This window comes from Streptomyces sp. NPDC014864 (genome assembly GCF_043081525.1).
GTDB lineage: Bacteria > Actinomycetota > Actinomycetes > Streptomycetales > Streptomycetaceae > Streptomyces.
In genome coordinates, this window is sequence record NZ_JBIBWT010000008.1 from 1 (window position 1) to 21,312 (window position 21,312).

Here is a 21,312-nt window from a genome sequence, read left to right on the forward strand (position 1 = left end):
GCCGGATCTGGAAGCACGGTAACGTGTGGAGGTGACCGGTACTAATAGGCCGAGGGCTTGTCCTCAGTTGCTCGCGTCCACTGTGTTAGTTCTGAGGCAACGACCGTTGCCGGCCGAGAGCTGAACACACAATTGAAGAGTGTGCTTGTTCGCTCGAAACCATTAGGGTTTCGGTGGTCATAGCGTGAGGGAAACGCCCGGTTACATTTCGAACCCGGAAGCTAAGCCTCACAGCGCCGATGGTACTGCAGGGGGGACCCTGTGGGAGAGTAGGACGCCGCCGAACAATTTTTGAAGGACCCCTGGTCACCAGCGTTCAGCTGGGACCAGGGGTCCTTTTCTTTTTTTCCACTGCGCGTCGGGTACCCGGCTGCGCGAGAATGACTTGCGGTACAGCAGACAGGAGTCACCGATGTCCACCAACTCTCCCGACGAGCGTCCGGAGCGCGAGCAGCGCCGCCGGGACGAGGGTGACCGCGGTGACCGTGGCGGCTACCGCGGGGGCCCGCGTCGCGGCAACGAGCGTGCCGGCTACGGCCGTCGAGACGACGACCGCGGTGGTTACGGCCGTCGCGACGACCGAGGTGACCGCGGCGACCGCGGTGGTGACCGCGGCGGTTACGGCCGTCGTGACGACCGGCCTGCCGGCCCGCGCCGTGACGACCGTGACGACCGGGGCGGTTACGGCCGTCGTGACGACCGGCCTGCCGGCCCGCGCCGTGACGACCGTGACGACCGGGGCGGATACGGCCGTCGTGACGACCGGCCTGCCGGCCCGCGCCGTGACGACCGTGACGACCGGGGCGGATACGGCCGTCGCGACGACCGGCCTGCCGGCCCGCGCCGTGACGACCGCGACCGTGGTTTCCGCCGCGACGGAGACCGTCCTTCCTACCGTCGCGACGACAGGCGGGACGACAGGCGGGACGACAGGCGTGATGACCGTCGCGACGACCGCCGTGACGACAGGCGTGATGACCGCCGTGACGACAGGCGGGACGACCGCCGTGATGACCGACGCGACGACCGCCGTGGCTTCCGGCGTGATGACGACCGTGGCGGCTTCCGCCGCGACGACCGTGACCGGGACCGCGGTTTCCGCCGGGACGACCGGACCGACCGGCCCGAGCGCGGTGGCTTCCGTGGCCGTGACGACCGCGGTGACCGCGGCGGGTACGGACGCCGTGACGACCGCCGTGACGACAGGCGCGATGACCGCCGTGACGACCGGCGCGACGGTGACCGGGCCGGCTACGGCCGCCGCGACGACGACAGGGGCGGCTACGTAGGCCGCCGCGACGATGACCGCGCTGGGTACGGGCGTCGTGACGAAGACCGCGGTGGTCACGGCCGTCGTGACGATCGGGGCGACCGCGGTGGTGACCGTGGCGGCTACCGCGGACGCGACGACCGCGGTGGGCGTGGGCCCCGTCGGGACGACCGCGGCGGACGCCCCGGTGGCTTCCGTGGCCGCGACGACCGCCCCGGTGGCTTCCGTGGCCGCGACGACCGGCGTGGTGACGACCGGCGCGGTGGTGGCCGGTTCCGTGACGAGCGGGACCGCGACCGGGACCGTGAGCCCATCAAGCGGCTGCCGATCCCCGAGGACGTCACCGGCGACGAGATCGACAAGGACGTACGTCAGGAGCTGCAGAGCCTGCCCAAGACGCTCGCGGAGGACGTCGCACGGAACCTGGTGATGGCCGGCCGGCTCATCGACGAGGACCCCGAGGGTGCCTACGGTTACGCCAAGGTCGCTCTCCGGTTGGCCTCCCGTGTCGCCGCCGTACGCGAGGCGGCCGGCTTCGCCGCGTACGCGAACCAGAAGTACGAGGAGGCGCTCGGCGAGTTCCGTACCGCGCGGCGGATGACGGGCAACGTCGAGCTGTGGCCGGTCATGGCCGACTGCGAGCGCGGTCGCGGGCGGCCGGAGAAGGCGCTGGAGATGGCCGGCGCCCCGGAGGTGCACAAGCTCGACAAGGCCGGTCAGGTCGAGATGCGGCTCGTGGCGGCGGGTGCCCGGCGGGACATGGGCCAGCTCGACGCGGCGATCGTGACGCTGCAGAGCCCGGAGCTGGCCTCGAACTCGGTCCAGCCGTGGACGGCGCGACTGCGGTACGCCTACGCCGACGCCCTGCTCGCGGCCGGCCGTCAGGGCGAGGCGCGCGAGTGGTTCGCGAAGGCCGTCGAGGCCGACCGGGACGGCAGCACCGACGCCTCCGACCGGCTGGCCGAGCTGGACGGCGTGGAGTTCGTCGACGCGCTCGACGAGAGCGACAGCGAGAACGAGCGCGGGCACGACAACGAGCGCGGCTCCGAGGCCACGCCCGCGACCGCCGCCGACGACGACAGGGACAAGGACAACGGCACGGACTGACGTCAGGTGCTGACGCCGGGTCGGTGAGACGAAGAAGGGCGGGCCCCCTGCGGGCCCGCCCTTCCTTCTTCGTGCCGCGTGCGCGCGTACTTCGGCAACGCTCAGACGTCGAGCGCCCGCAGGACCAGCCCCGAGGCCGGCTTGGGGCCGAACGACGTGGACTTCCGGGGCATTGTGACGCCCTGCCGGGCCAGGTCGCGCACGACCTCCTCGCGGACGGGGTGCAGCAGGACCGCCGTACCGCCGTCGCGTTCGGCCTTCTCCACGGTGGCGACCGTGTCGTGGATGTAGGCGATGTGGGCCGGGGAGTCCTCAGGGATTCCCCAGACGTGTTCGAGGAGAGTGGCGTGCAGGACCGTCGCGTCCAGGGTGCGCCAGGCCGCGGGGCGGTCGGCGGGCACCGTCCGGGCCAGCAGGTCCGGGTCGGGGCGGTCCACCAGGTGGAAGGCGCCGTCCCCGGCGAGCAGGAAGGCGTTGCCCGCGCAGGCCGCGTCCGCGAGTGCCTCCAGCGCCTGCGCCAGCGGCACCTCCAGGTGCCGCACGCGGAACAGGCCCTCCAGCGCCGACAGCGCGTCGGCGACCGGCAGATTGTGCAGCAGGCGGTGGATGGCGCGGACCCGGAGCGGGTAGCGCGCGGTGTCGACGAGGAGGACCAGACCGTAGTCCCAGGGGCTGGGGGAGGGGTGCTCCGCGCGTAGACGGCAGTAGGTGGCCCAGCGGTGGTGCCCGTCGGCGATCAGGGCCTGGTGCCCGGCCAGGTCCTCCCGCACGGCGGCCACGTCGGCGGGGTCGGTGACGGCCCACAGGCGGTGGCAGAACCCGTCCTCGGTGGTGGTCGACAGCAGCGGGGGCCGTTCGGCGGTGCGTTCGACGAGCAGGGAGGCGAAGGCGGTGGAGTCGTGGCCGCGGTACGTCAGCAGCAGCGGTTCCAGGTTCGCGGACGTCGCACGCATCAGCGCCGCGCGGTCCGCGACGACGTGCGGCATGACGTCCTCGTGAGGCAGGACGACGCCCTCCTCCGGGTCCGACACGCGCAGTGCGCCGATCAGGCCGCGCTGCAGCATCCCGTCGCCGTCGCGCTGCTCGTAGACGTACAGGCCCGGTTCGGCGTCGGCGGTGAGGACGCCCTCGGAAAGCCAGCGGCGCAGGGTCTCCGCCGCCTGCTTGTTGCGGGCACTGGGCGTCTCGGCCTGGGGCAGGATCAGGCGGACGATGTTGTAGGGGTCCGCGGACTCGAGGTGGTGCAGGCCGTCCGGGCGTACGACGACGTCGTACGGTGGGGACGTCACGGCGGCCAGACTGCCGACCCGGTCGGGGTCGTAGCGAAGGCCTCGGAACGGGGTGATGTCGAGGCCGTGGCCCGCCGTCGCCTGCGAAGGACCTGTGTTCATCCCGGCATCGTACGTGCGCCGGCGGTGTGCGCGATGATCGGGGGAAACCGGCGACACGAGGAGCGATGCGGAATGAGCCAGGGCGTCAGGACAAGGCCCGAGGGCAGTGAGCAGGCCCTGAGCGAGGCGTACGACACGGCCCTGCTCGACCTGGACGGCGTGGTCTACGCGGGCGGGGAGGCGATCGCGCACGCCGTCGAGTCGCTCGGCACCGCCCGGACGGGCGGCATGCATCTGGCCTACGTCACCAACAACGCCCTGCGCACCCCGGACGCCGTGGCCGCGCACCTCACCGAGCTGGGGATACCGGCCGCGGGGTCCGACGTCGTCACCTCCGCCCAGGCGGTGGCCCGGCTGATCGCCGAGCAGGTGCCGGCGGGAGCGCGGGTGCTGGTGGTCGGCGGGGAGGGGCTGCGGGTGGCGCTGCGCGAGCGCGGGCTGGAGCCGGTCGAGTCGGCCGACGACGATCCGGCGGCGGTGGTGCAGGGGTACGGCGGGCCCGAGCTGGCGTGGGGGCGTTTCGCCGAGGCCTGCTACGCCGTCGCGCGCGGAGTGCCGTGGTTCGCCTCCAACACCGACCTGACGATCCCCGGCGCGCGGGGGATCGCGCCCGGCAACGGCGCGGCGGTGGAGGTCGTACGGATCGCCACCGGCGCCGAGCCGCAGGTGGCGGGCAAGCCGCTGCCGCCGATGCACCGCGAGACGGTTCTGCGGACCGGCGCGCGGCGCCCCCTGGTGGTCGGGGACCGGCTGGACACGGACATCGAGGGCGCGTTCAACGGCGATGTCGACTCGTTGCTGGTGCTGACCGGCGTGACCGACGGGGCGCGGCTGCTCGCCGCGCGGCCCGAGCACCGGCCTACGTACGTCGACGCCGATCTGCGGGGGCTGCTCACCGGGCAGCCGGACGTCACCCCCGCGGGTGACGGTTTCCGGTGCGGCGGGTGGACGGCGACGGCGGGGGCGGAGCGGCTGGAGCTGGAAGGCGAGGGGCAGTCGCTGGACGGGCTGCGCGCGCTGTGCGCGGCGGCGTGGACGGCGGCCGGGGACGGCGCGTGCGCGCTGGACGCGGCGAAGGCACTGGCGCGACTGGGGGTGTGAGAGGCTCCGGCCGGACGCGCCGTCGAGGGATTGGAGAGGGTAGGCTAACCTAACCTCGTGTTGGTCGACAGTCCTCCCCGAGAGCGCGCGCCGGCGGCCGCGGTGCCTCCGACCCGCCGCGCGGTACGAGCCGCCGGGCTCCTGGCCTCCGCCGCGATCCTGGCGCTCGTCGCGCTGGCGAGCATCGCGATCGGCGCCAAGGATCTCTCCCTGGCCCAGGTCTGGCACGGGCTGTTCCTGGACTCGGGGCGGTACGGCGACGTCGTGGTCGGCGAGCGGCTGTCCCGGACCCTTCTCGGTGTGCTCGCCGGCGCCGCCCTCGGTCTCTCGGGGGCCCTGCTGCAGGCGCTGACCCGCAATCCGCTGGCCGACCCCGGGCTGCTCGGCATCAACGCGGGCGCGTCGGCCGCCGTCGTCACCGCCCTCACGTACTTCGGCGTCACCAGCCTGAGCGGGTACGTCTGGTTCGCCTTCCTCGGCGCGGCCGCCGTGGGCGCGCTGGTGTGGTTCCTCGGCGGCAGCCGGGGGGCCACACCGGTGCGGCTCGCCCTCGCCGGCACCGCGATCAGCGCCGCGCTCTACGGCTATCTGCAGGCCGTGATGATCACGGACGGCGCCGCGCTCGGCAGGATGCGCTTCTGGACCGTGGGGTCGCTGGCCTCCGCGGACACCGGCACCCTTACCCAGGTGCTGCCGTTCCTCGCGGCCGGCACGGTCCTCGCCCTGCTGCTCGCCCGGCCGCTCAACGCCCTGGCGATGGGGGACGACACCGCCCGCGCCCTCGGCGCCCGGCCGCACCGCACCCGCGCGCTGGCGATGCTCGCCGCGACCGTGCTGTGCGGAGCGGCGACCGCCGTCTGCGGGCCGATCGTCTTCGTCGGGCTGATGGTCCCGCACGCGGTGCGCTCCTTCACCGGCCCCGACCTGCGCTGGATCCTGCCGTACGCCGCGCTCCTGGCACCCGTGCTGCTGCTCGGCGCCGACGTCGTCGGGCGGATCGCCGCCCGGCCGGCCGAGCTCCAGGTCGGGGTCGTCACCGCGATCATCGGGGGCCCGGTGTTCATCCTGCTGGTACGGCGGCGCAGGACGGCGCGGCTGTGAAGAGCGCTCCCGCCGACCGGACCGGCCGCGCCACTCGTGACCCGCTCGCCCCCCGCGGCCACGACACCCGCGGTCCGCTCGCCGCCCGCCCCCGCGCGCCCCGCGGTCCGCGCGTCGTCCGCACCCCGGGCGGCCTGTCCTTCCGCGTCGACATCCGGACCTGCGCCGTCGTCGTCCTGCTGGCGCTGGCCGCCCTGGCCGCCGGTGTGGCGCTGATCGGCACCGGCGACTTCCCGATCCCCGTCGCGGACGTGCTCCGGACGCTGCTCGGTCACGGCAGTCCGGGCCAGGAGTTCGTCGTCCGCGAACTGCGGCTGCCACGCGTCCTCGTCGGGCTGCTGGTGGGCGGCTGCCTCGGGCTCGGCGGTGCACTGTTCCAGTCCGTCTCCCGGAATCCGCTGGGCAGCCCGGACGTGCTCGGGCTCTCGCAGGGTGCGACCGCCGGCGCGCTGACCGTGATCGTCCTGTTCTCGGGCGACGCCACCGCGGTCAGCCTAGGCGCGCTGGCCGGCGGTCTGGCGACCGGAACCGCCCTCTACCTGCTCGCCCGGAAGCAGGGCGTGCACGGGTACAGGCTGGTCCTGGTCGGCATCGGCGCCGGCGCCGTGGTCACGGCGGTCAACGGCTACCTGATCACCAAGGCCGACTTCGTGGACGCGGCGCGCGCGGTGCTGTGGATGACCGGCTCCCTGGACGGCCGCGACTGGAGCCAGGTCGGGCCGCTGCTCGCGCTGTGCGCCCTGCTCCTGCCGCTGGTCCTGGCCCACGCGCCCGGCCTGCGGATGACGGAGATGGGCGACGACGTGGCGTACGCCCTCGGGGTGCGCGTCGAGCGCGTACGGCTGCTGCTGCTCGGCTCCGCCGTGCTGCTCACGTCCGCCGCCACCGCCGCCGCCGGTCCCGTCGGCTTCGTCGCCCTGACCGCACCCCAGCTCGCCCGCCGGCTGACACGATCCCCGGGCCCGAACCTCCTGCCCTCCCTCTGCACGGGCGCCGCCCTGCTGGTCACCGCGGACTGGGCCGCGCAGCGCGCCTTCGGCGCCGACCGGCTGCCCGTCGGCGTGGTCACCGGCGTGCTCGGCGGAGCGTACCTGCTGGTACTGCTGGTCACCGAGCGCCGAGCGGGCCGGATATGAGCGCCTCCCGCCCCGACGATTCCGCCCCCGGAGGAGCCTCGTGAACCGCCTGTCCGCCGACGACGTCACCCTCGCCTACGACCAGCGCGTCATCGCCGAACGGCTGTCGGTGGAGATCCCCGACCACTCCTTCACGGTGATCGTCGGCCCGAACGCGTGCGGCAAGTCCACCCTGCTGCGGGCGCTGTCGCGGATGCTCAGGCCGCGCGCGGGCCGGGTCCTGCTCGACGGGCAGGCCATCCAGTCGCTGCCGGCCAGGAAGGTCGCCCGCACGCTGGGTCTGCTGCCGCAGTCCTCGATCGCGCCCGACGGCATCACCGTGGGCGACCTGGTGGGCCGCGGCCGGTATCCGCACCAGGGCGTCCTGCGGCAGTGGTCCGCCGAGGACGAGCGGGTCGTGCGGGAGTCGATGGAGCGGACCGGGGTCGCCGGGCTCGCCGACCGGTACGTCGACGAGCTGTCGGGCGGTCAGCGGCAGCGGGTGTGGATCGCCATGGCGCTCGCGCAGCAGACGCCGCTGCTGCTGCTGGACGAGCCGACGACGTATCTGGACATCCAGCACCAGATCGACGTGCTCGACCTGTGCGCCGAGCTGCACGAGGAACAGGGACGCACCCTGGTCGCCGTGCTGCACGACCTCAACCACGCCGCCCGCTACGCCACCCACCTCGTCGCCCTGCGGGCCGGGAAGGTGGTCGCCGCGGGCGCGCCGGAGGACATCGTCACGGCCGAGCTGGTGGAGGAGGTCTTCGGGCTGCGCTGCCAGGTCGTCGACGACCCTGAGACGGGAACGCCGCTGGTCGTCCCGGCGGCGCGTGCGACACGCGCGCGCGTGGCGGTCGACGGGGCCCCCTGAACCGGGCGGCTACAGCAGCTTCCTGAGCCGGAACAGGTCGAACAGGCTCGCCTCCAGCCGCACCCGGCCCGAGCCCCAGGCCCTGGCGAAGTGCAGATCGCCGTCGACCAGCGCCACCAGGTCGTCGCCGGTCATGGCGAGCCTGATCTGGGCGCTCTCGGCCGGCGGCTCCGTGAGCGTGTGGTGCACCTCTATCCGGCCTCCGGTGAGGAGACCCACGAAGGTGACGTCCAGGTCGGTGATCAGGCAGCTCACGGAGCGGTCCATGGCCGCGGCGGCGCGAACGTCGCCCTCGGCGCCCCGCATGGTGTCCGAGAGCTTCTCCAGTGCCGTGCGGCACTCCTCGATCGTGGCCATCGCGACCGACGGTACCGCAGCGCTTCGGGGTAGCGTCGGGGCATGAGCGACTCCGTCTCCTCCTCCGCCCCAGCGGTCGAATCCGGGTACGACGACACCGCCGAGCCCGTCGGGTACGAGGACGCCCCCGTGCACGGCGCCGACGCCGAGGACACCGCCGAGCCCGGGGACACCGCCGCGTCCGTGGACGAGGACGACCCCGCCGCCCCGGCCCCGCTGAACGTGCCGCGCACCCCCACCGGCGACGCCGGCGTCGACGCGGTCCTGGAGCGGCTCGGCGACGCCGACCACCTGGCCACGGACGGTCATGTCGAGGTGTACGAGGATGTACACCGGGGTTTGCGCGACGCGCTCACCGCGCTCGACACCCGCCCGGGACCCCCGGCGCCCCCGGCGCCCGCACGACCTTTCGACAACAGGAGCTGAACCGAACGTGGCAGGAGTCGCACGCCGCCGTCTCGACGCGGAGCTGGTCCGCCGCAAGCTCGCGCGCTCGCGCGAGCACGCCAGCCAGCTGATCGCCGCCGGCCGGGTCACCGTCGGCAAGACCGTCGCGACCAAGCCCGCCACCCAGGTGGAGACCGCCGCCGCCATCGTCGTGGCGTCCGACGGCAGCGACCCCGACTACGTCTCCCGGGGCGGCCACAAACTGGCCGGCGCGCTGGCCGCCTTCGTCCCGCGGGGGCTCGTGGTGGAGGGGCGGCGGGCGCTGGACGCCGGCGCGTCCACCGGGGGCTTCACCGACGTCCTGCTGCGGGCGGGAGCCGCGCACGTCGTCGCCGTCGACGTCGGATACGGACAACTCGCCTGGTCTCTGCAGAGCGATGAACGCGTGACCGTCAAGGACCGTACGAACGTACGCGAGTTGACGCTCGAAGCGATCGATGGGGAGCCTGTGGATCTTGTCGTGGGGGACCTTTCCTTCATCCCGCTCGGCCTGGTGCTGCCTGCCCTGGTGCGGTGCGTGAAGCCGGACGCCGACCTCGTGATGATGGTCAAGCCCCAGTTCGAGGTGGGGAAGGAACGGCTGGGGAGCGGGGGTGTCGTGCGCAGTCCGGAGCTGCGCGCGGAGGCCGTGCGCGGGGTGGCCGCGAAGGCCTGGGAACTGGGGCTCGGGGTACGGGGTGTCGCCGCCAGCCCGCTGCCCGGTCCCTCCGGAAACGTCGAGTACTTTCTGTGGCTGAGGGCCGGTGCACCGGAACTGGACCCGGCCGATGTTCACCGTGCAGTGGCGGAGGGGCCGCGTTGACACAGACCCAAGCTCGAACCGTATTCCTGCTGGCCCACACCGGGCGGCCGGCGGCCATCCGCAGTGCCGAACTCGTGGTCAAGGGGCTGCTGCGGTGCGGCATCGGCGTGCGCGTGCTGGAGGCGGAGGCGCTCGACCTGCCGCTGCCGGACGAGGTGGAGCTGGTCAAGGAGGCCACCCCGCAGTGCCTCGACGGGTGTGAACTGCTCATCGTGCTCGGTGGCGACGGCACGCTGCTGCGCGGGGCGGAGTTCGCCCGCGCGTCCGGGGTACCGATGCTCGGCGTGAACCTCGGCCGGGTCGGGTTCCTCGCCGAGGCCGAGCGGGACGATTTGGACAAGGTCGTCGACCGGGTGGTCAGCCGGGCCTACGAGGTCGAGGAGCGCATGACCGTCGACGTGGTCGTGCACCGCAACGGGGACATCGTGCACACCGACTGGGCGCTGAACGAGGCCGCGGTGCAGAAGGTGTCCGCCGAGCGGATGCTCGAGGTGGTGCTGGAGATCGACGGGCGGCCGGTGACGGCGTTCGGCTGCGACGGGATCGTGTGCGCCACGCCCACCGGGTCGACCGCGTACGCCTTCTCCGCCGGGGGGCCGGTGGTGTGGCCCGAGGTGGAGGCGCTGCTCATGGTGCCGATCAGCGCGCACGCGCTGTTCGCCAAGCCGCTGGTGACCTCTCCCGACTCGGTGCTTGCCGTCGAGGTGCTGCCGCATGTGCCGCCGGGGGTGCTGTGGTGCGACGGGCGGCGGACCGTGGAACTGCCGCCGGGCGCGCGGGTCGAGGTGCGGCGGGGGGCCGTCCCGGTGCGGCTCGCCCGGCTGCACCACGCCTCGTTCACGGACCGGCTGGTGGCGAAGTTCGCGCTGCCGGTGACCGGGTGGCGGGGGGCTCCGCACTAGGAGCGTGCCCCGGCACGGCTCCCGCGCGCCCCGCGTCGGGCGGGGAGCACCGCATCCGCGGCTCGTCCGAGACGGAGACGACCGGATCACCCCGGCGAAGGCGGGGACGCACTGGTGAACGACCGCCCCGGTCACCGGTGACGGTCCGTGGTTTCCCCGGACGGGTGGGGCGCGTCGCGCGACACGAGCGAAACCTCGTATGGTCGGGGTCGTGTTGGAGGAGATGCGGATACGGTCGCTCGGAGTCATCGACGACGCGGTCGTCGAGCTGTCGCCGGGGTTCACTGCGGTCACGGGCGAGACGGGCGCGGGCAAGACCATGGTGGTCACCAGCCTGGGGCTGCTGCTGGGCGGGCGCGCGGACCCGGCGCTCGTCCGGATCGGCGCCGGGAAGGCGGTCGTGGAGGGCCGGGTCGCCGTACCCGCGGGCACCGCGGCCGTCGTACGCGCCGAGGAGGCCGGGGCGGAGCTCGACGACGGGGCGCTGCTGATCAGCCGTACCGTTTCCGCCGAGGGGCGTTCCCGGGCGCACCTGGGCGGGCGCAGCGTGCCCGTCGGGCTGCTCGGTGAACTCGCCGACGACCTGGTGGCCGTGCACGGGCAGACCGACCAGCAGGGGCTGCTGAAGCTGAACCGGCAGCGGCAGGCGCTCGACCGGTACGCCGGGGACGCGGTCGCCGGGCCGCTCGCCAAGTACGCCGAGGCCTACCGGCGGCTGCGGGCCGTCTCCGCCGAACTGGAGGAGATCACCACGCGCGCGCGTGAGCGGGCCCAGGAGGCCGACATGCTGCGTTACGGCCTCGACGAGATCGGCGCCGTCGAGCCGCGGGCCGGCGAGGACGGGGAACTGGCCGAGGAGGCGGAGCGGCTCGGGCACGCGGAGGCCCTCTCGTCCGCCGCGACGGCCGCGCACGCCGCGCTCGCGGGCAACCCGGAGGACCCCGAGGGCATCGACGCGGCGACCCTCGTCGCGGGTGCCCAGCGGGCCCTGGAGGCCGTGCGTGCGCACGATCCGGCGCTGGCCGCGCTCGCCGACCGGATCGGGGAGATCGGGATCCTGCTGGGCGACGTGGCCGGGGAACTGGCCGGGTACGCCGACGACCTGGACGCCGATCCGCTGCGGCTGTCCGCGGTGGAGGAGCGGCGGTCGGCACTGACCGCACTGACCCGGAAGTACGGCGAGGACGTGAACGCCGTACTGGCCTGGGCCGAGCAGAGCGCCGCCCGGCTGACCGAGCTGGACGGCGACGACGAGCGGATCGGGGAGCTGACCGCCGAGCGGGACGCCCTGCGCACCGAACTGGGCGGGCTGACACAGGCGTTGACGGACGCCCGGACGGAGGCCGCGGAACGGTTCGCCGCCGCCGTGACCGCCGAGCTGGCCTCGCTCGCGATGCCGCACGCGCGCGTGTCCTTCGCCATCCGGCAGACCGAGGACCCCGAAGGCGTCGAGGTCGGCGGGCGCGCGGTCGCCTACGGGCCGTCGGGCGCCGACGAGGTCGAGCTGCTGCTCGCCCCGCACCCCGGGGCGCCGCCCCGGCCCATCGCCAAGGGCGCCTCGGGCGGTGAGCTGTCGCGCGTGATGCTGGCCGTCGAGGTGGTGTTCGCGGGGACGGACCCGGTGCCGACGTATCTCTTCGACGAGGTCGACGCGGGCGTCGGCGGCAAGGCCGCCGTGGAGATCGGACGGCGGCTGGCCCGCCTGGCGAAGACCGCGCAGGTCGTCGTGGTGACGCACCTGCCGCAGGTCGCCGCCTTCGCCGACCGGCAGCTGCTGGTGGAGAAGACCGACGACGGTTCGGTGACCCGGTCCGGCGTGAAGGTGCTGGAGGGCGAGGACCGCATCCGCGAGCTGTCCCGGATGCTGGCGGGTCAGGAGGACTCGGAGACGGCCCGCGCCCACGCCGAGGAACTCCTGGCCACGGCCCGCGCGGACCTGTAGCCGGACCGGCGCCGGGCGGACGTGCGGGGCCCCGGGGGCCGCGCATCCCGTCGGTGCGACAGGGGCGTCCGGCCATCGCGTGCGCCGGCCGGTGATCCGGCCCGGACGTGGCGGGTCGGGGACCGTAGGGTGGCGGGATGATCCGCCGTGTCGCCGTGTCGTTCGTGCTGGCCGCCGGGCTCGCCCGGGCCGGGACCGCCGTCCTGCGTGCCACCGCGCCCGGCGGCCGGGAGCGCTGGGAGCGGAGGAACCACGCCGGCCGGGCCGTCGGCCTGTACGCGGGTCCCGCGACCGCGCTGGCCGCGGCGGTCGCCGCGGGGCGGGTGCGGCCTGCCGCCGCCTTCGCGGTCGCGGTCGCCGGTGCCTGCGGGGCCTACGACGACATCGCCGGGGCCGGCGACCCCCGGCGCGGCTTCCGCGCCCACCCCACGGCCCTGCGGCACGGCGAGATCACCAGCGGAGCGGTCAAGCTCTTCGGCATCTCCGCCGCCGGTCTCCGGGCGGGCGCGCTGCTCAAGGAGCGGCCGCTCGACAAGGTGCTCGCGGGCATCGTGATCGCCGGGGCCGCGCACGCCGTCAACCTCGTGGACGTGCGCCCCGGCCGCGCCGCCGTGGTGGTGCTCGCGCTCGGAGCGCCCGGGCTGCTGCGCCGGGGCCCTGGCGCGGAGCTGGCCGCCGCGGCGACGGGCGCCGCCGCGGCCGTCCTGCCCGACGACCTGGGGGAGCGCGTGATGATCGGTGACGCGGGGGCGCACGCCCTGGGCGCGGCCGTCGGCACGGCCGCTGTCGTGTGCAACGGGCGCCCCGGACTGGTCGCGCACGCCGCCGCGGTGGTGGCCGTGGCCGTCTTCGGCGACAAGGTGAGCGGGCTTGCCCGTTTCTGACAAGCTCGGTGCGTCCGGACCGTGCCTCACCCCCCGGAGGGTTCATCACCCGTGTGGGTGACGCATACCGGCCGGACGCCCGGTAACCCCTTCCTGCTCTTGACGCACCCTGGCATTCCCGGAACACCCGTACGTGCTGGCATCCTTGGGGCGGAAACCCGGCACGTGAAGGTAACGCGCGGTACATCCTGACCGCGCGGGACCTTCTGTACGTTTCCTCGTGACCGTCCCACCCCGACCCAGGAGCCCCGGCCACGTGAGCCCCGTGAGCAGCCACGCACCGCACGGTCAGTCGCCGCTGCGCACCGTGCAGGTGCTCGGCGGAGGCAACGCCGGCAGCAGCGCGCACGTGCGGTCGCTGTCCGCGGGGCTGGTCGCCCGGGGCGTACGGGTCACCGTGTGCGCCCCCGACGAGACCGACCGCGCCTACGACTTCACCGGGGCCGGCGCCGCCCATGTCCCCGTGCCGCGCAGCAGCGACCCGGTGTCGGTGGCCGCGCTGCGCACGATCTGCTCGGACGCGGACCTGGTGCACGCGCACGGGCTGCACGCCTCGTTCCGTGCGGCGCTCGCGCTCAGCGGGCGCACCACACCGCTCGTCGTCACCTGGCACAACCACACCCGCGCCGAGGGCCCCCGCGCCCAGCTGCTGCGCCTGCTGGAGCGGCGGGTCGCCAAGGCCGCGACCGTCGTGCTCGGCACCACCTCGCAGCTCGTGGACCGGGCCCGCCGCAGGGGTGCGCGGGACGCGCGGCTCGCCGCGATCGCGGTACCCCGGCCGCGCGGCACCGCCGGGTACGAGGACCCCGAGCGCCCCCGGTCCAAGGTGCGCGCCGAACTCGGCTCCACCGGGCGGCCGTTGCTCATCGCCGTTGCCGCCCTCGAACGGCACCGGGGCCACGAGCTCCTGCTGGACGCCGCCCACGGCTGGCGGGACCTCGATCCCGCGCCGCTGGTGGTGATCGCGGGGGAGGGGCCGCTGCGCGCGGTCCTGCAGCGCCGGATCGAGGACGAGGAACTGCCGGTCCGGCTCGTGGGACGGCGCGACGACGTGGGCGAACTGCTCGCCGCCGCCGACTTGGCGCTGCTGCCCAGGAGCGGGGAGTCCCGCTCCGTCCTCGCGCAGGAGGCCCTGCACGCGGGCGTCCCGCTGGTCGCCGCGCGCACCGGCGGCATCCCCGAGATCGTCGGCGACGCGGCCGAACTGGTCCCGCATCAGGACGCCAAGGCGTTCGCCGATGCCGTCGTACGGCTGCTCGGCGACCCCGGGCGACGCGAGGCGCTGCGGGAGCGGGGCACCCGGCAGGCGGCCACCTGGCCCACCGAGGACGAGACCGTCGCCCAAGTCCTCAGCGTGTACGACGAGTTGACGCAGCCCCGGCCGCTGATCTGAGGCGATCGGTTCCCGGTCCGGTGATCCGGGGCGCCCCGCGCACGGTCCGGGCCGCCCCCACCGAGTGCCGCCGGCCCCCACACCGCCTCCGCCGGCCCCAACGCCCCCTCGGCTACGCCCCGCCGACCTGCGGCACGTGGCGGCGTGCCCGCAGGGCGAGGCTCAACGCCAGTACCGTCTGGGGGTCGTCGAGGTCCGTGCCCAGCAACTCGCCGATGCGCGCCAGGCGGTTGTAGAGCGTCTGCCGGTTGAGGTGCAGCTCGCGGGCCGTCTCCGCCTTGCGGCCCGCGTGCGCGAGGTACGTCTGGAGGGTGGGAAGCAGTGGCGGCCGGGACCGGTTGTCGTGGTCCCGGATCGGGCCGATGGCGCGGTCCACGAAGGCCGCCAGGTCAGGATGGTCGCGCAGCCGCCACAGCAGCAGGTCGATGTCGAGGCGGCGGGCGTCGTACCAGGGCTGCTCCGGCAGTCCCAGCGCCGCCGTCGCCGTCTCGGCCGCGTGCCGCAGGCCCGCCGACGCGGCCGCCCAGCCGCCGGCCACCCCGAAGACCACGACCGGGGGCTGCGCGCCCGGCCGCCGCATCCCGGCCCGCTCCACACCGGCCCGCAGCGCCGCCGCGACCCGGTCCGCGACCGTCGGCCGCTCCGGCTCCGCGCGCAGCCCCACCAGCAGCAGGACGCGGCCCTCGACCGGCCGTACGCCCAGCAGCACCGGCACGCCCACCGAGGCGAGCTCCTCGGCGACCGCGCGCGCGAGCACCGCCCAGCCCCCGCCGGGCGCGAGGGCGTCACCGAGCCGCATGACCACGGGCAGCAGCGGGCTGCCGCCGGGCTTGAAGCCGAGGACGCGGGCCTGCGCCGGGGCGTCCTCCGCGGTGATCCGGCCCTCGGCGAGGTCGGTGAGGAAGTCGCCGCGGCCGCGGGCCGCCAGCTCCTCCTCCTGCCGGGCCTGCATCAGCACCACGGCCAGGATGCCCGCGGCCCGTTCGGCGGCCATGCGGTGCACCGGACCGAGGGGGGAGCGGACCGGCAGCAGCACGAGCCGGGCGCGCACCGCGCCCGCCCCCGGGCCGCCACCGGGCACGTCCACGAGGACCGACCCGGCCGGCGGCGGGACGTCCTTGTGCTGCCCGCGCAGCCCCTCCCACACCTGGAGCGGATCGGCGCCCTCGGGGCCGGACCCGGCCGCGTACAGCAGCCGGCCGTCCGGGGTCTCCAGGAACACCGGGTTGCCGCCGAAGTCGGCGAGGATGCCGAGGACCTGCGGCACCCCGCCGCCGCCGAGCAGGGCCTCCGTGCAGCGCCGGTGCACCTCCTCGGCCCGCTGGAGCAGCGCGTAGTGGCCGTTGACGATCTCCGTGTGGACCTCCTCGGTGACCGTCACGAACGGCACCTCGCGGTGCAGCTGCACCAGCGGCAGACCGGCGGCGCGGGCCGTCTCGACCAGGGCTGCGGGCAGCCGGGCGAAACGGGGGCCGAGTTCCACGACGAGGGCCGCGATGCCGCGGTCGGCGAGCGTGCGGACGAAGGCGCGCTGGTCGGCGGGGCGGGTGCCGAGGCCGTAGCCCGTGGTCAGCAGGAGTTCGCCGCCCTTGAGGAGAGAGGCGATGTTGGGGACCTCGCCGGCGTGCACCCAGCGGACGGTGCGGTTCAGCCGGTCGGCGCCGGCCAGGACCTCCGGGAGGCCGCTGCGGAGGCCGGGCAGCTCGAGGGCGCGCTGGACCGTGATCCCGGCTCCCTCGGTGTCGAATCTGCGGTCCATGCAGCGGACGCTACCCCGGGGCGGCGGCGCCGGGACAGTTCGCCGTCCCCGGCGCCGACCTGCGGGAAGCTCAGCCCCCGTACGCCCCGCTCGCCGTCAGGCGCAGGGCCGTGTCGATCAGCGGGACGTGGCTGAAGGCCTGGGGGAAGTTGCCCACCTGGCGCTGGAGCCTCGGGTCCCACTCCTCGGCCAGCAGCCCGAGGTCGTTGCGCAGCGACAGCAGCTTCTCGAACAGCTTCCGGGCCTCCTCCACGCGGCCGATCATCGCCAGGTCGTCGGCCATCCAGAACGAGCAGGCCAGGAAGGCGCCCTCGTCGCCGGGCAGGCCGTCGACGCCCGCGTGCTCGCCGTCGGTCGGGTAGCGCAGGATGAAGCCGTCCGAGGTGGAGAGCTCGCGCTGGATCGCCTCGATGGTGCCGATCACGCGCTTGTCGTCCGGCGGCAGGAAGCCCATCTGCGGGATGAGCAGCAGCGACGCGTCCAGCTCCCGGGAGCCGTAGGACTGCGTGAAGGTGTTGCGCTCCTTGTCGTACCCCTTCTCGCACACGTCCCGGTGGATGTCGTCGCGCAGCTCCTTCCACTCCTCCAGCGGGCCGTCGGCGTCGCCGGACTCGATCAGCTTGATGGTGCGGTCGACGGCGACCCAGGCCATCACCTTGGAGTGCACGAAGTGGCGGCGCGGGCCGCGCACCTCCCAGATGCCCTCGTCCGGCTCCTGCCAGTGCTTCTCCAGGTAGCGGATCAGCTTCAGCTGGAGCAGTGAGGCGTAGTCGTTGCGGGCCAGACCGGTCATGTGCGCCAGGTGCAGGGCCTCGGTGACCTCGCCGTACACGTCGAGCTGGAGCTGGTGCGCGGCGCCGTTGCCCACCCGGACCGGCGCGGAGTTCTCGTAGCCGGGCAGCCAGTCCAGCTCCGCCTCGCCGAGTTCGCGCTCACCGGCGATGCCGTACATGATCTGCAGGTTCTCCGGGTCGCCGGCGACCGCCCGCAGCAGCCACTCGCGCCAGGCGCGGGCCTCCTCGCGGTAGCCGGTGCGCAGCAGCGAGGACAGGGTGATCGCCGCGTCCCGCAGCCAGGTGTAGCGGTAGTCCCAGTTCCGTACGCCGCCGACGTCCTCCGGCAGGGAGGTGGTGGGCGCGGCGACGATGCCGCCCGTGGGGGCGTACGTCAGCGCCTTGAGCGTGATCAGGGAGCGGACCACCGCCTCGCGGTAGGGGCCGTGGTAGGTGCAGTGCCCGACCCACTCGCGCCAGAAGTCCTCCGTCGCCTCCAGCGACTGCTCCGGCTCCGGCAGCGGCGGCGCCTCCTTGTGCGAGGGCTGCCACGAGATGGTGAACGCGATCCGGTCACCGGGAGCGACCGTGAAGTCCGCGTACGTGGTCAGCGACTCGCCGTAGGTCTCCACCTCCGTGTCGAACCACACGGAGTCCGGGCCCGCGACCGCGACCGTGCGCTTGTCGTACCGGTGCACCCACGGCACGATCCGGCCGTAGGAGAACCGCATCCGCAGCGACGAGCGCATGGGGACCCGGCCGGTGACGCCCTCCACGATCCGGATGACCTGCGGGGCGCCGTCGCGCGGGGGCATGAAATCGGTCACGCGGACCGTGCCGCGCGGGGTGTCCCACTCCGACTCCAGGATCAGCGAGTCGCCGCGGTAGCTGCGCCGGGCCGCGGTGGGCGGCTCCTCGTCCGCCGCGTGGGCGGGGCCGAGACGCCAGAGGCCGTGTTCCTCCGTACCCAGCAGACCGGCGAAGATGGCGTGCGAGTCGAAGCGGGGCAGGCACAGCCAGTCGACCGTCCCGTCCCGGCAGACCAGGGCAGCGGTCTGCATGTCTCCGATGAGTGCGTAGTCTTCGATGCGCCCGGCCACGTGCAACTCCAGTCGAACGGCCACGTCACCCCGCATGGGGGCGGTCGCTAGTGCGGTCAAGGGGTCGTTGTAATACGTCGTCGAGCGGTGAGGCAATCGGCCGCTCGCTGGTGGGACAAAGCGTCCATTGTTGCTCAACGAACTGACGAGCACACGTTGTGCCGGTGGTCACGGGCGGGGGGTGGTGCCGTGTAGCCGGCCGGGCTCGGCAGAGAGTGTCCGAGCAGGATACGACGCACGTAGTTGATGCGGGTGCCCCTCGGGCCAACGCGCATGCGCCGAAAGGGTGAGCCACGGGTGATAAACCCGTGACCAGTGCGCGCCCGTGTCGAGATGTGCGCGGAGCGTGGCCGGAAGTCATCCCTCTCCGGCGCTGATACCCTGGTAGCCCGTGGACCGGTGGGCTCGATCCCCCCGAACCGCAGCGACGGCGCCTCCGCCCGGCGACCCGGGATTTCCGGGCCGGGCCGCCGCACCGCATCCGAACCGCGACCACGGGAGCCCCCTCTTGGCCATGCCGCCGAAATCTACGACGACCAAGCACATCTTCGTCACCGGGGGTGTCGCCTCCTCGCTCGGCAAGGGCCTCACCGCCTCCAGCCTGGGCATGCTGCTCAAGGCCCGTGGCCTGCGCGTCGTGATGCAGAAGCTCGACCCGTACCTGAACGTCGACCCGGGCACGATGAACCCCTTCCAGCACGGTGAGGTGTTCGTCACCAACGACGGAGCCGAGACCGACCTGGACATCGGCCACTACGAGCGCTTCCTCGACCGGGACCTGGACGGCTCCGCCAACGTCACCACCGGTCAGGTCTACTCGACCGTGATCGCCAAGGAGCGGCGCGGCGAGTACCTGGGCGACACCGTGCAGGTCATCCCGCACATCACCAACGAGATCAAGCACCGCATCCGCCGCATGGCGACGGACGAGGTCGACGTGGTGATCACCGAGGTCGGCGGCACGGTCGGCGACATCGAGTCGCTTCCGTTCCTGGAGACCGTCCGCCAGGTCCGGCACGAGGTCGGACGCGACAACGTCTTCGTGGTCCACATCTCGCTGCTGCCCTACATCGGCCCCTCCGGTGAGCTGAAGACCAAGCCGACCCAGCACTCCGTCGCCGCCCTGCGCAACATCGGTATCCAGCCGGACGCGATCGTGCTGCGCTGCGACCGCGAGGTGCCCACCGCGATCAAGCGCAAGATCTCCCTGATGTGCGACGTCGACGAGGCTGCCGTCGTCGCCTGCCCGGACGCCCGCTCGATCTACGACATCCCGAAGGTCGTGCACTCCGAGGGCCTGGACGCCTACGTCGTGCGCAAGCTCGACCTGCCCTTCCGCGACGTGGACTGGACGACCTGGGACGACCTGCTCGACCGCGTCCACAACCCCGACCACGAGATCACCCTCGCCCTGGTCGGCAAGTACATCGACCTGCCCGACGCCTATCTGTCGGTCACCGAGGCGCTGCGCGCGGGCGGCTTCGCCAACAAGGCCCGCGTGAAGATCAAGTGGGTCACCTCGGACGACTGCAAGACCCCGGCCGGCGCCAAGGCGCAGCTCGCCGACGTCGACGGCATCTGCATCCCGGGCGGCTTCGGCGACCGCGGCGTGCTCGGCAAGGTCGGCGCCATCCGCTACGCCCGCGAGAACGGGATCCCGCTGCTCGGCCTCTGCCTGGGCCTGCAGTGCATCGTGATCGAGGCCGCGCGCAGCCTCGCCGGCATCTCCGACGCCAACTCCACCGAGTTCGACCCGGCCACCGGCCACCCGGTGATCTCCACCATGGCCGAGCAGCTCGACATCGTCGCAGGCGAGGGCGACATGGGCGGCACGATGCGCCTGGGCATGTACCCGGCCAAGCTGGCCGAGGGCTCGATCGTGCGCGAGGTGTACGACGACAAGGAGTACGTCGAGGAGCGCCACCGCCACCGCTACGAGGTGAACAACGCCTACCGCGCGGAGCTGGAGAAGAAGGCGGGCATCGTCTTCTCCGGCACCTCGCCGGACGGCAAGCTCGTCGAGTACGTCGAGTACCCGCGCGACGTCCACCCGTACCTGGTCGCCACCCAGGCGCACCCCGAGCTGCGCTCGCGGCCGACCCGCCCCCACCCGCTGTTCGCGGGGCTGGTGAAGGCGGCCGTGCAGCGGCAGGACGCGATGCGCAAGGGCTCCGAGTAACACACCAGTTGTACGGTGACGGGGGTGCGTTCCTTCAATGGTCCGCACCCCCGTTCTCTTTTTGTACGTGCGGAAGGACAGGGCATGACGATCAAGGACATCCCCGAGGAGTGGGAGACCCGGGCCACGGAGACCCCGTTCACCGGGAACAAGACCTCGGTCCGTACCGACGAGGTGGTCATGCCCGACGGCACCGTGGTCACCCGCGACTACCAGGTCCACCCCGGCTCGGTGGCGATCCTGGCCCTGGACGACGCCGGCCGCGTGGTGGTGATCCGCCAGTACCGCCACCCCGTACGGCAGAGGCTGTGGGAGATCCCGGCCGGCCTGCTCGACGTGCCCGGTGAGAACCCGCTGCACGCCGCCCAGCGCGAGCTCTACGAGGAGGCGCACGTCAAGGCCGAGGACTGGCGGGTGCTCACCGACCTGTACACCAGCCCCGGCGGCAGCGACGAGGCCGTGCGGATCTTCCTCGCCCGCGGACTGTCCGAGGCCGAGGGCGCGAAGTTCGAGGCCGAGCACGAGGAGATCGACCTGGAGCTGGCCCGGGTGCCGGTCGAGGACCTCGTGCGGGGCGTGCTCGCGGGCGACCTGCACAACACCTGCCTGGTCGCCGGCGTCCTCTCGCTCGTCGCGGCGCGGACCGGGGACGGGCTGGACGCGTTGCGTCCGGCGGAGGCGCCCTGGCCGGCCCGCCCCTTCGAGTCCTGAAACCACCGCACTCCGCTACCTGGGACCACTCCCTCCCGTTCCGGTGTGACCATCGCCTGATCCGATCGGGCGACCCCATCGCCGTGCTCCGCCGGGAAGGT

Annotated in this window: 18 protein-coding genes and 1 rRNA gene; 14 read left to right on the top strand and 5 right to left on the bottom strand. The window is 73.7% G+C overall.

All coding sequences use genetic code 11. The features are described 5' to 3' along the window. The first annotated feature begins 169 nt into the window (after positions 1-169). Positions 170-286: ribosomal RNA gene (gene rrf, locus ACF1A5_RS16195) — 5S ribosomal RNA — on the top strand. A gap of 120 nt (positions 287-406) precedes the next feature. On the opposite strand, the gene ACF1A5_RS16200 is transcribed toward rrf, so the two are convergent. Then, positions 407-1,348 carry a hypothetical protein gene (locus ACF1A5_RS16200; protein WP_392193824.1) on the bottom strand — a complete coding sequence of 314 codons (942 nt, stop codon included), beginning with the start codon at positions 1,346-1,348 and terminating at the stop codon, positions 407-409. A gap of 243 nt (positions 1,349-1,591) precedes the next feature. Between ACF1A5_RS16200 and ACF1A5_RS16205 the strand changes: the two genes are divergently transcribed. Beyond that, entirely contained in the window at positions 1,592-2,377 is a 786-nt protein-coding gene (locus ACF1A5_RS16205) for a hypothetical protein (protein ID WP_392193810.1), read from the top strand. A gap of 101 nt (positions 2,378-2,478) precedes the next feature. Here ACF1A5_RS16205 and ACF1A5_RS16210 read toward each other — a convergent pair whose 3' ends face one another. Continuing rightward, positions 2,479-3,768 carry a DUF1015 domain-containing protein gene (locus ACF1A5_RS16210; protein WP_392193499.1) on the bottom strand — a complete coding sequence of 430 codons (1,290 nt, stop codon included), beginning with the start codon at positions 3,766-3,768 and terminating at the stop codon, positions 2,479-2,481. Positions 3,769-3,840: 72 nt separating this feature from the next. On the opposite strand from ACF1A5_RS16210, the gene ACF1A5_RS16215 reads away from it, so the two are divergent. From ACF1A5_RS16215 to ACF1A5_RS16230, 4 genes are read left to right on the top strand one after another with little or no spacing between them, the layout of a single operon-like run. Beyond that, complete coding sequence (locus ACF1A5_RS16215) at positions 3,841-4,869, top strand: HAD hydrolase-like protein (protein WP_392193500.1); 1,029 nt, start codon at positions 3,841-3,843, stop codon at positions 4,867-4,869. Between the two features lie 57 nt (positions 4,870-4,926). Beyond that, positions 4,927-5,970: a FecCD family ABC transporter permease gene (locus ACF1A5_RS16220; RefSeq protein ID WP_392193501.1), complete on the top strand. Its 1,044-nt coding sequence runs from the start codon at positions 4,927-4,929 to the stop codon at positions 5,968-5,970. Continuing rightward, on the top strand, positions 5,967-7,106 hold the full coding sequence (locus tag ACF1A5_RS16225) for a FecCD family ABC transporter permease (protein WP_392193502.1): 1,140 nt from the start codon (positions 5,967-5,969) through the stop codon (positions 7,104-7,106). Before ACF1A5_RS16220 ends, ACF1A5_RS16225 begins: the two co-directional genes overlap by 4 nt. A gap of 40 nt (positions 7,107-7,146) precedes the next feature. Further along, positions 7,147-7,962: an ABC transporter ATP-binding protein gene (locus tag ACF1A5_RS16230; protein ID WP_392193503.1), complete on the top strand. Its 816-nt coding sequence runs from the start codon at positions 7,147-7,149 to the stop codon at positions 7,960-7,962. 9 nt (positions 7,963-7,971) lie between these two features. Here the strand turns inward: ACF1A5_RS16230 and ACF1A5_RS16235 are convergent, their stop codons facing one another. Next, positions 7,972-8,319 carry a sterol-binding protein gene (locus ACF1A5_RS16235; protein WP_392193504.1) on the bottom strand — a complete coding sequence of 116 codons (348 nt, stop codon included), beginning with the start codon at positions 8,317-8,319 and terminating at the stop codon, positions 7,972-7,974. 42 nt (positions 8,320-8,361) lie between these two features. Here ACF1A5_RS16235 and ACF1A5_RS16240 point away from each other — a divergent pair, with 42 nt between their 5' ends. The 6 genes from ACF1A5_RS16240 to ACF1A5_RS16265 all read left to right on the top strand — a co-directional run bounded on the left by ACF1A5_RS16240 (position 8,362) and on the right by ACF1A5_RS16265 (position 14,689). Continuing rightward, on the top strand, positions 8,362-8,745 hold the full coding sequence (locus ACF1A5_RS16240) for a hypothetical protein (protein WP_392193505.1): 384 nt from the start codon (positions 8,362-8,364) through the stop codon (positions 8,743-8,745). Between the two features lie 7 nt (positions 8,746-8,752). Then, positions 8,753-9,568 (top strand): TlyA family RNA methyltransferase, encoded by an 816-nt coding sequence (locus ACF1A5_RS16245; protein ID WP_392193506.1) that lies wholly within the window; start codon positions 8,753-8,755, stop codon positions 9,566-9,568. Beyond that, the gene (locus ACF1A5_RS16250) at positions 9,565-10,470 is read left to right on the top strand and encodes an NAD kinase (protein ID WP_392193507.1); all 906 of its coding nucleotides are present in this window, start codon (positions 9,565-9,567) and stop codon (positions 10,468-10,470) included. The genes ACF1A5_RS16245 and ACF1A5_RS16250 overlap by 4 nt, the downstream gene beginning before the upstream one ends. A 199-nt stretch (positions 10,471-10,669) precedes the next feature. Then, positions 10,670-12,412 carry a DNA repair protein RecN gene (recN, locus tag ACF1A5_RS16255; protein ID WP_392193508.1) on the top strand — a complete coding sequence of 581 codons (1,743 nt, stop codon included), beginning with the start codon at positions 10,670-10,672 and terminating at the stop codon, positions 12,410-12,412. A 137-nt stretch (positions 12,413-12,549) separates the two neighbouring features. Continuing rightward, positions 12,550-13,296, top strand: a complete 747-nt coding sequence (locus ACF1A5_RS16260; protein WP_392193509.1) for a hypothetical protein — start codon at positions 12,550-12,552, stop codon at positions 13,294-13,296. A 256-nt stretch (positions 13,297-13,552) separates the two neighbouring features. Further along, on the top strand, positions 13,553-14,689 hold the full coding sequence (locus tag ACF1A5_RS16265; protein WP_392193510.1) for a glycosyltransferase family 4 protein: 1,137 nt from the start codon (positions 13,553-13,555) through the stop codon (positions 14,687-14,689). Between the two features lie 112 nt (positions 14,690-14,801). On the opposite strand, the gene ACF1A5_RS16270 is transcribed toward ACF1A5_RS16265, so the two are convergent. Together ACF1A5_RS16270 and ACF1A5_RS16275 are read right to left on the bottom strand one after the other, a co-directional pair. Beyond that, positions 14,802-16,448 (bottom strand): PucR family transcriptional regulator, encoded by a 1,647-nt coding sequence (locus tag ACF1A5_RS16270; RefSeq protein WP_392193511.1) that lies wholly within the window; start codon positions 16,446-16,448, stop codon positions 14,802-14,804. 70 nt (positions 16,449-16,518) lie between these two features. Further along, positions 16,519-18,321, bottom strand: a complete 1,803-nt coding sequence (locus ACF1A5_RS16275; protein WP_392193811.1) for a glycoside hydrolase family 15 protein — start codon at positions 18,319-18,321, stop codon at positions 16,519-16,521. 514 nt (positions 18,322-18,835) lie between these two features. Here ACF1A5_RS16275 and ACF1A5_RS16280 point away from each other — a divergent pair. Together ACF1A5_RS16280 and ACF1A5_RS16285 are read left to right on the top strand one after the other, a co-directional pair. Then, positions 18,836-20,500 (top strand): CTP synthase, encoded by a 1,665-nt coding sequence (locus ACF1A5_RS16280; RefSeq protein WP_392193812.1) that lies wholly within the window; start codon positions 18,836-18,838, stop codon positions 20,498-20,500. Positions 20,501-20,584: 84 nt separating this feature from the next. Continuing rightward, entirely contained in the window at positions 20,585-21,211 is a 627-nt protein-coding gene (locus ACF1A5_RS16285) for an NUDIX domain-containing protein (RefSeq protein ID WP_392193512.1), read from the top strand. Positions 21,212-21,312: the final 101 nt, after the last annotated feature.

Bases quoted from the DNA above. Each gene is read 5' to 3' on its own strand.
- ACF1A5_RS16285 (WP_392193512.1), top strand. From the start codon at position 20,585: ATGACGATCAAGGACATCCCCGAGGAGTGGGAGACCCGGGCCACGGAG.
- ACF1A5_RS16270 (WP_392193511.1), bottom strand. From the start codon at position 16,448: ATGGACCGCAGATTCGACACCGAGGGAGCCGGGATCACGGTCCAGCGC.
- recN (WP_392193508.1), top strand. From the start codon at position 10,670: ATGGTCGGGGTCGTGTTGGAGGAGATGCGGATACGGTCGCTCGGAGTC.
- ACF1A5_RS16260 (WP_392193509.1), top strand. From the start codon at position 12,550: ATGATCCGCCGTGTCGCCGTGTCGTTCGTGCTGGCCGCCGGGCTCGCC.
- ACF1A5_RS16215 (WP_392193500.1), top strand. From the start codon at position 3,841: ATGAGCCAGGGCGTCAGGACAAGGCCCGAGGGCAGTGAGCAGGCCCTG.
- ACF1A5_RS16235 (WP_392193504.1), bottom strand. From the start codon at position 8,319: ATGGCCACGATCGAGGAGTGCCGCACGGCACTGGAGAAGCTCTCGGAC.
- ACF1A5_RS16240 (WP_392193505.1), top strand. From the start codon at position 8,362: ATGAGCGACTCCGTCTCCTCCTCCGCCCCAGCGGTCGAATCCGGGTAC.
- ACF1A5_RS16210 (WP_392193499.1), bottom strand. From the start codon at position 3,768: ATGAACACAGGTCCTTCGCAGGCGACGGCGGGCCACGGCCTCGACATC.
- ACF1A5_RS16280 (WP_392193812.1), top strand. From the start codon at position 18,836: ATGCCGCCGAAATCTACGACGACCAAGCACATCTTCGTCACCGGGGGT.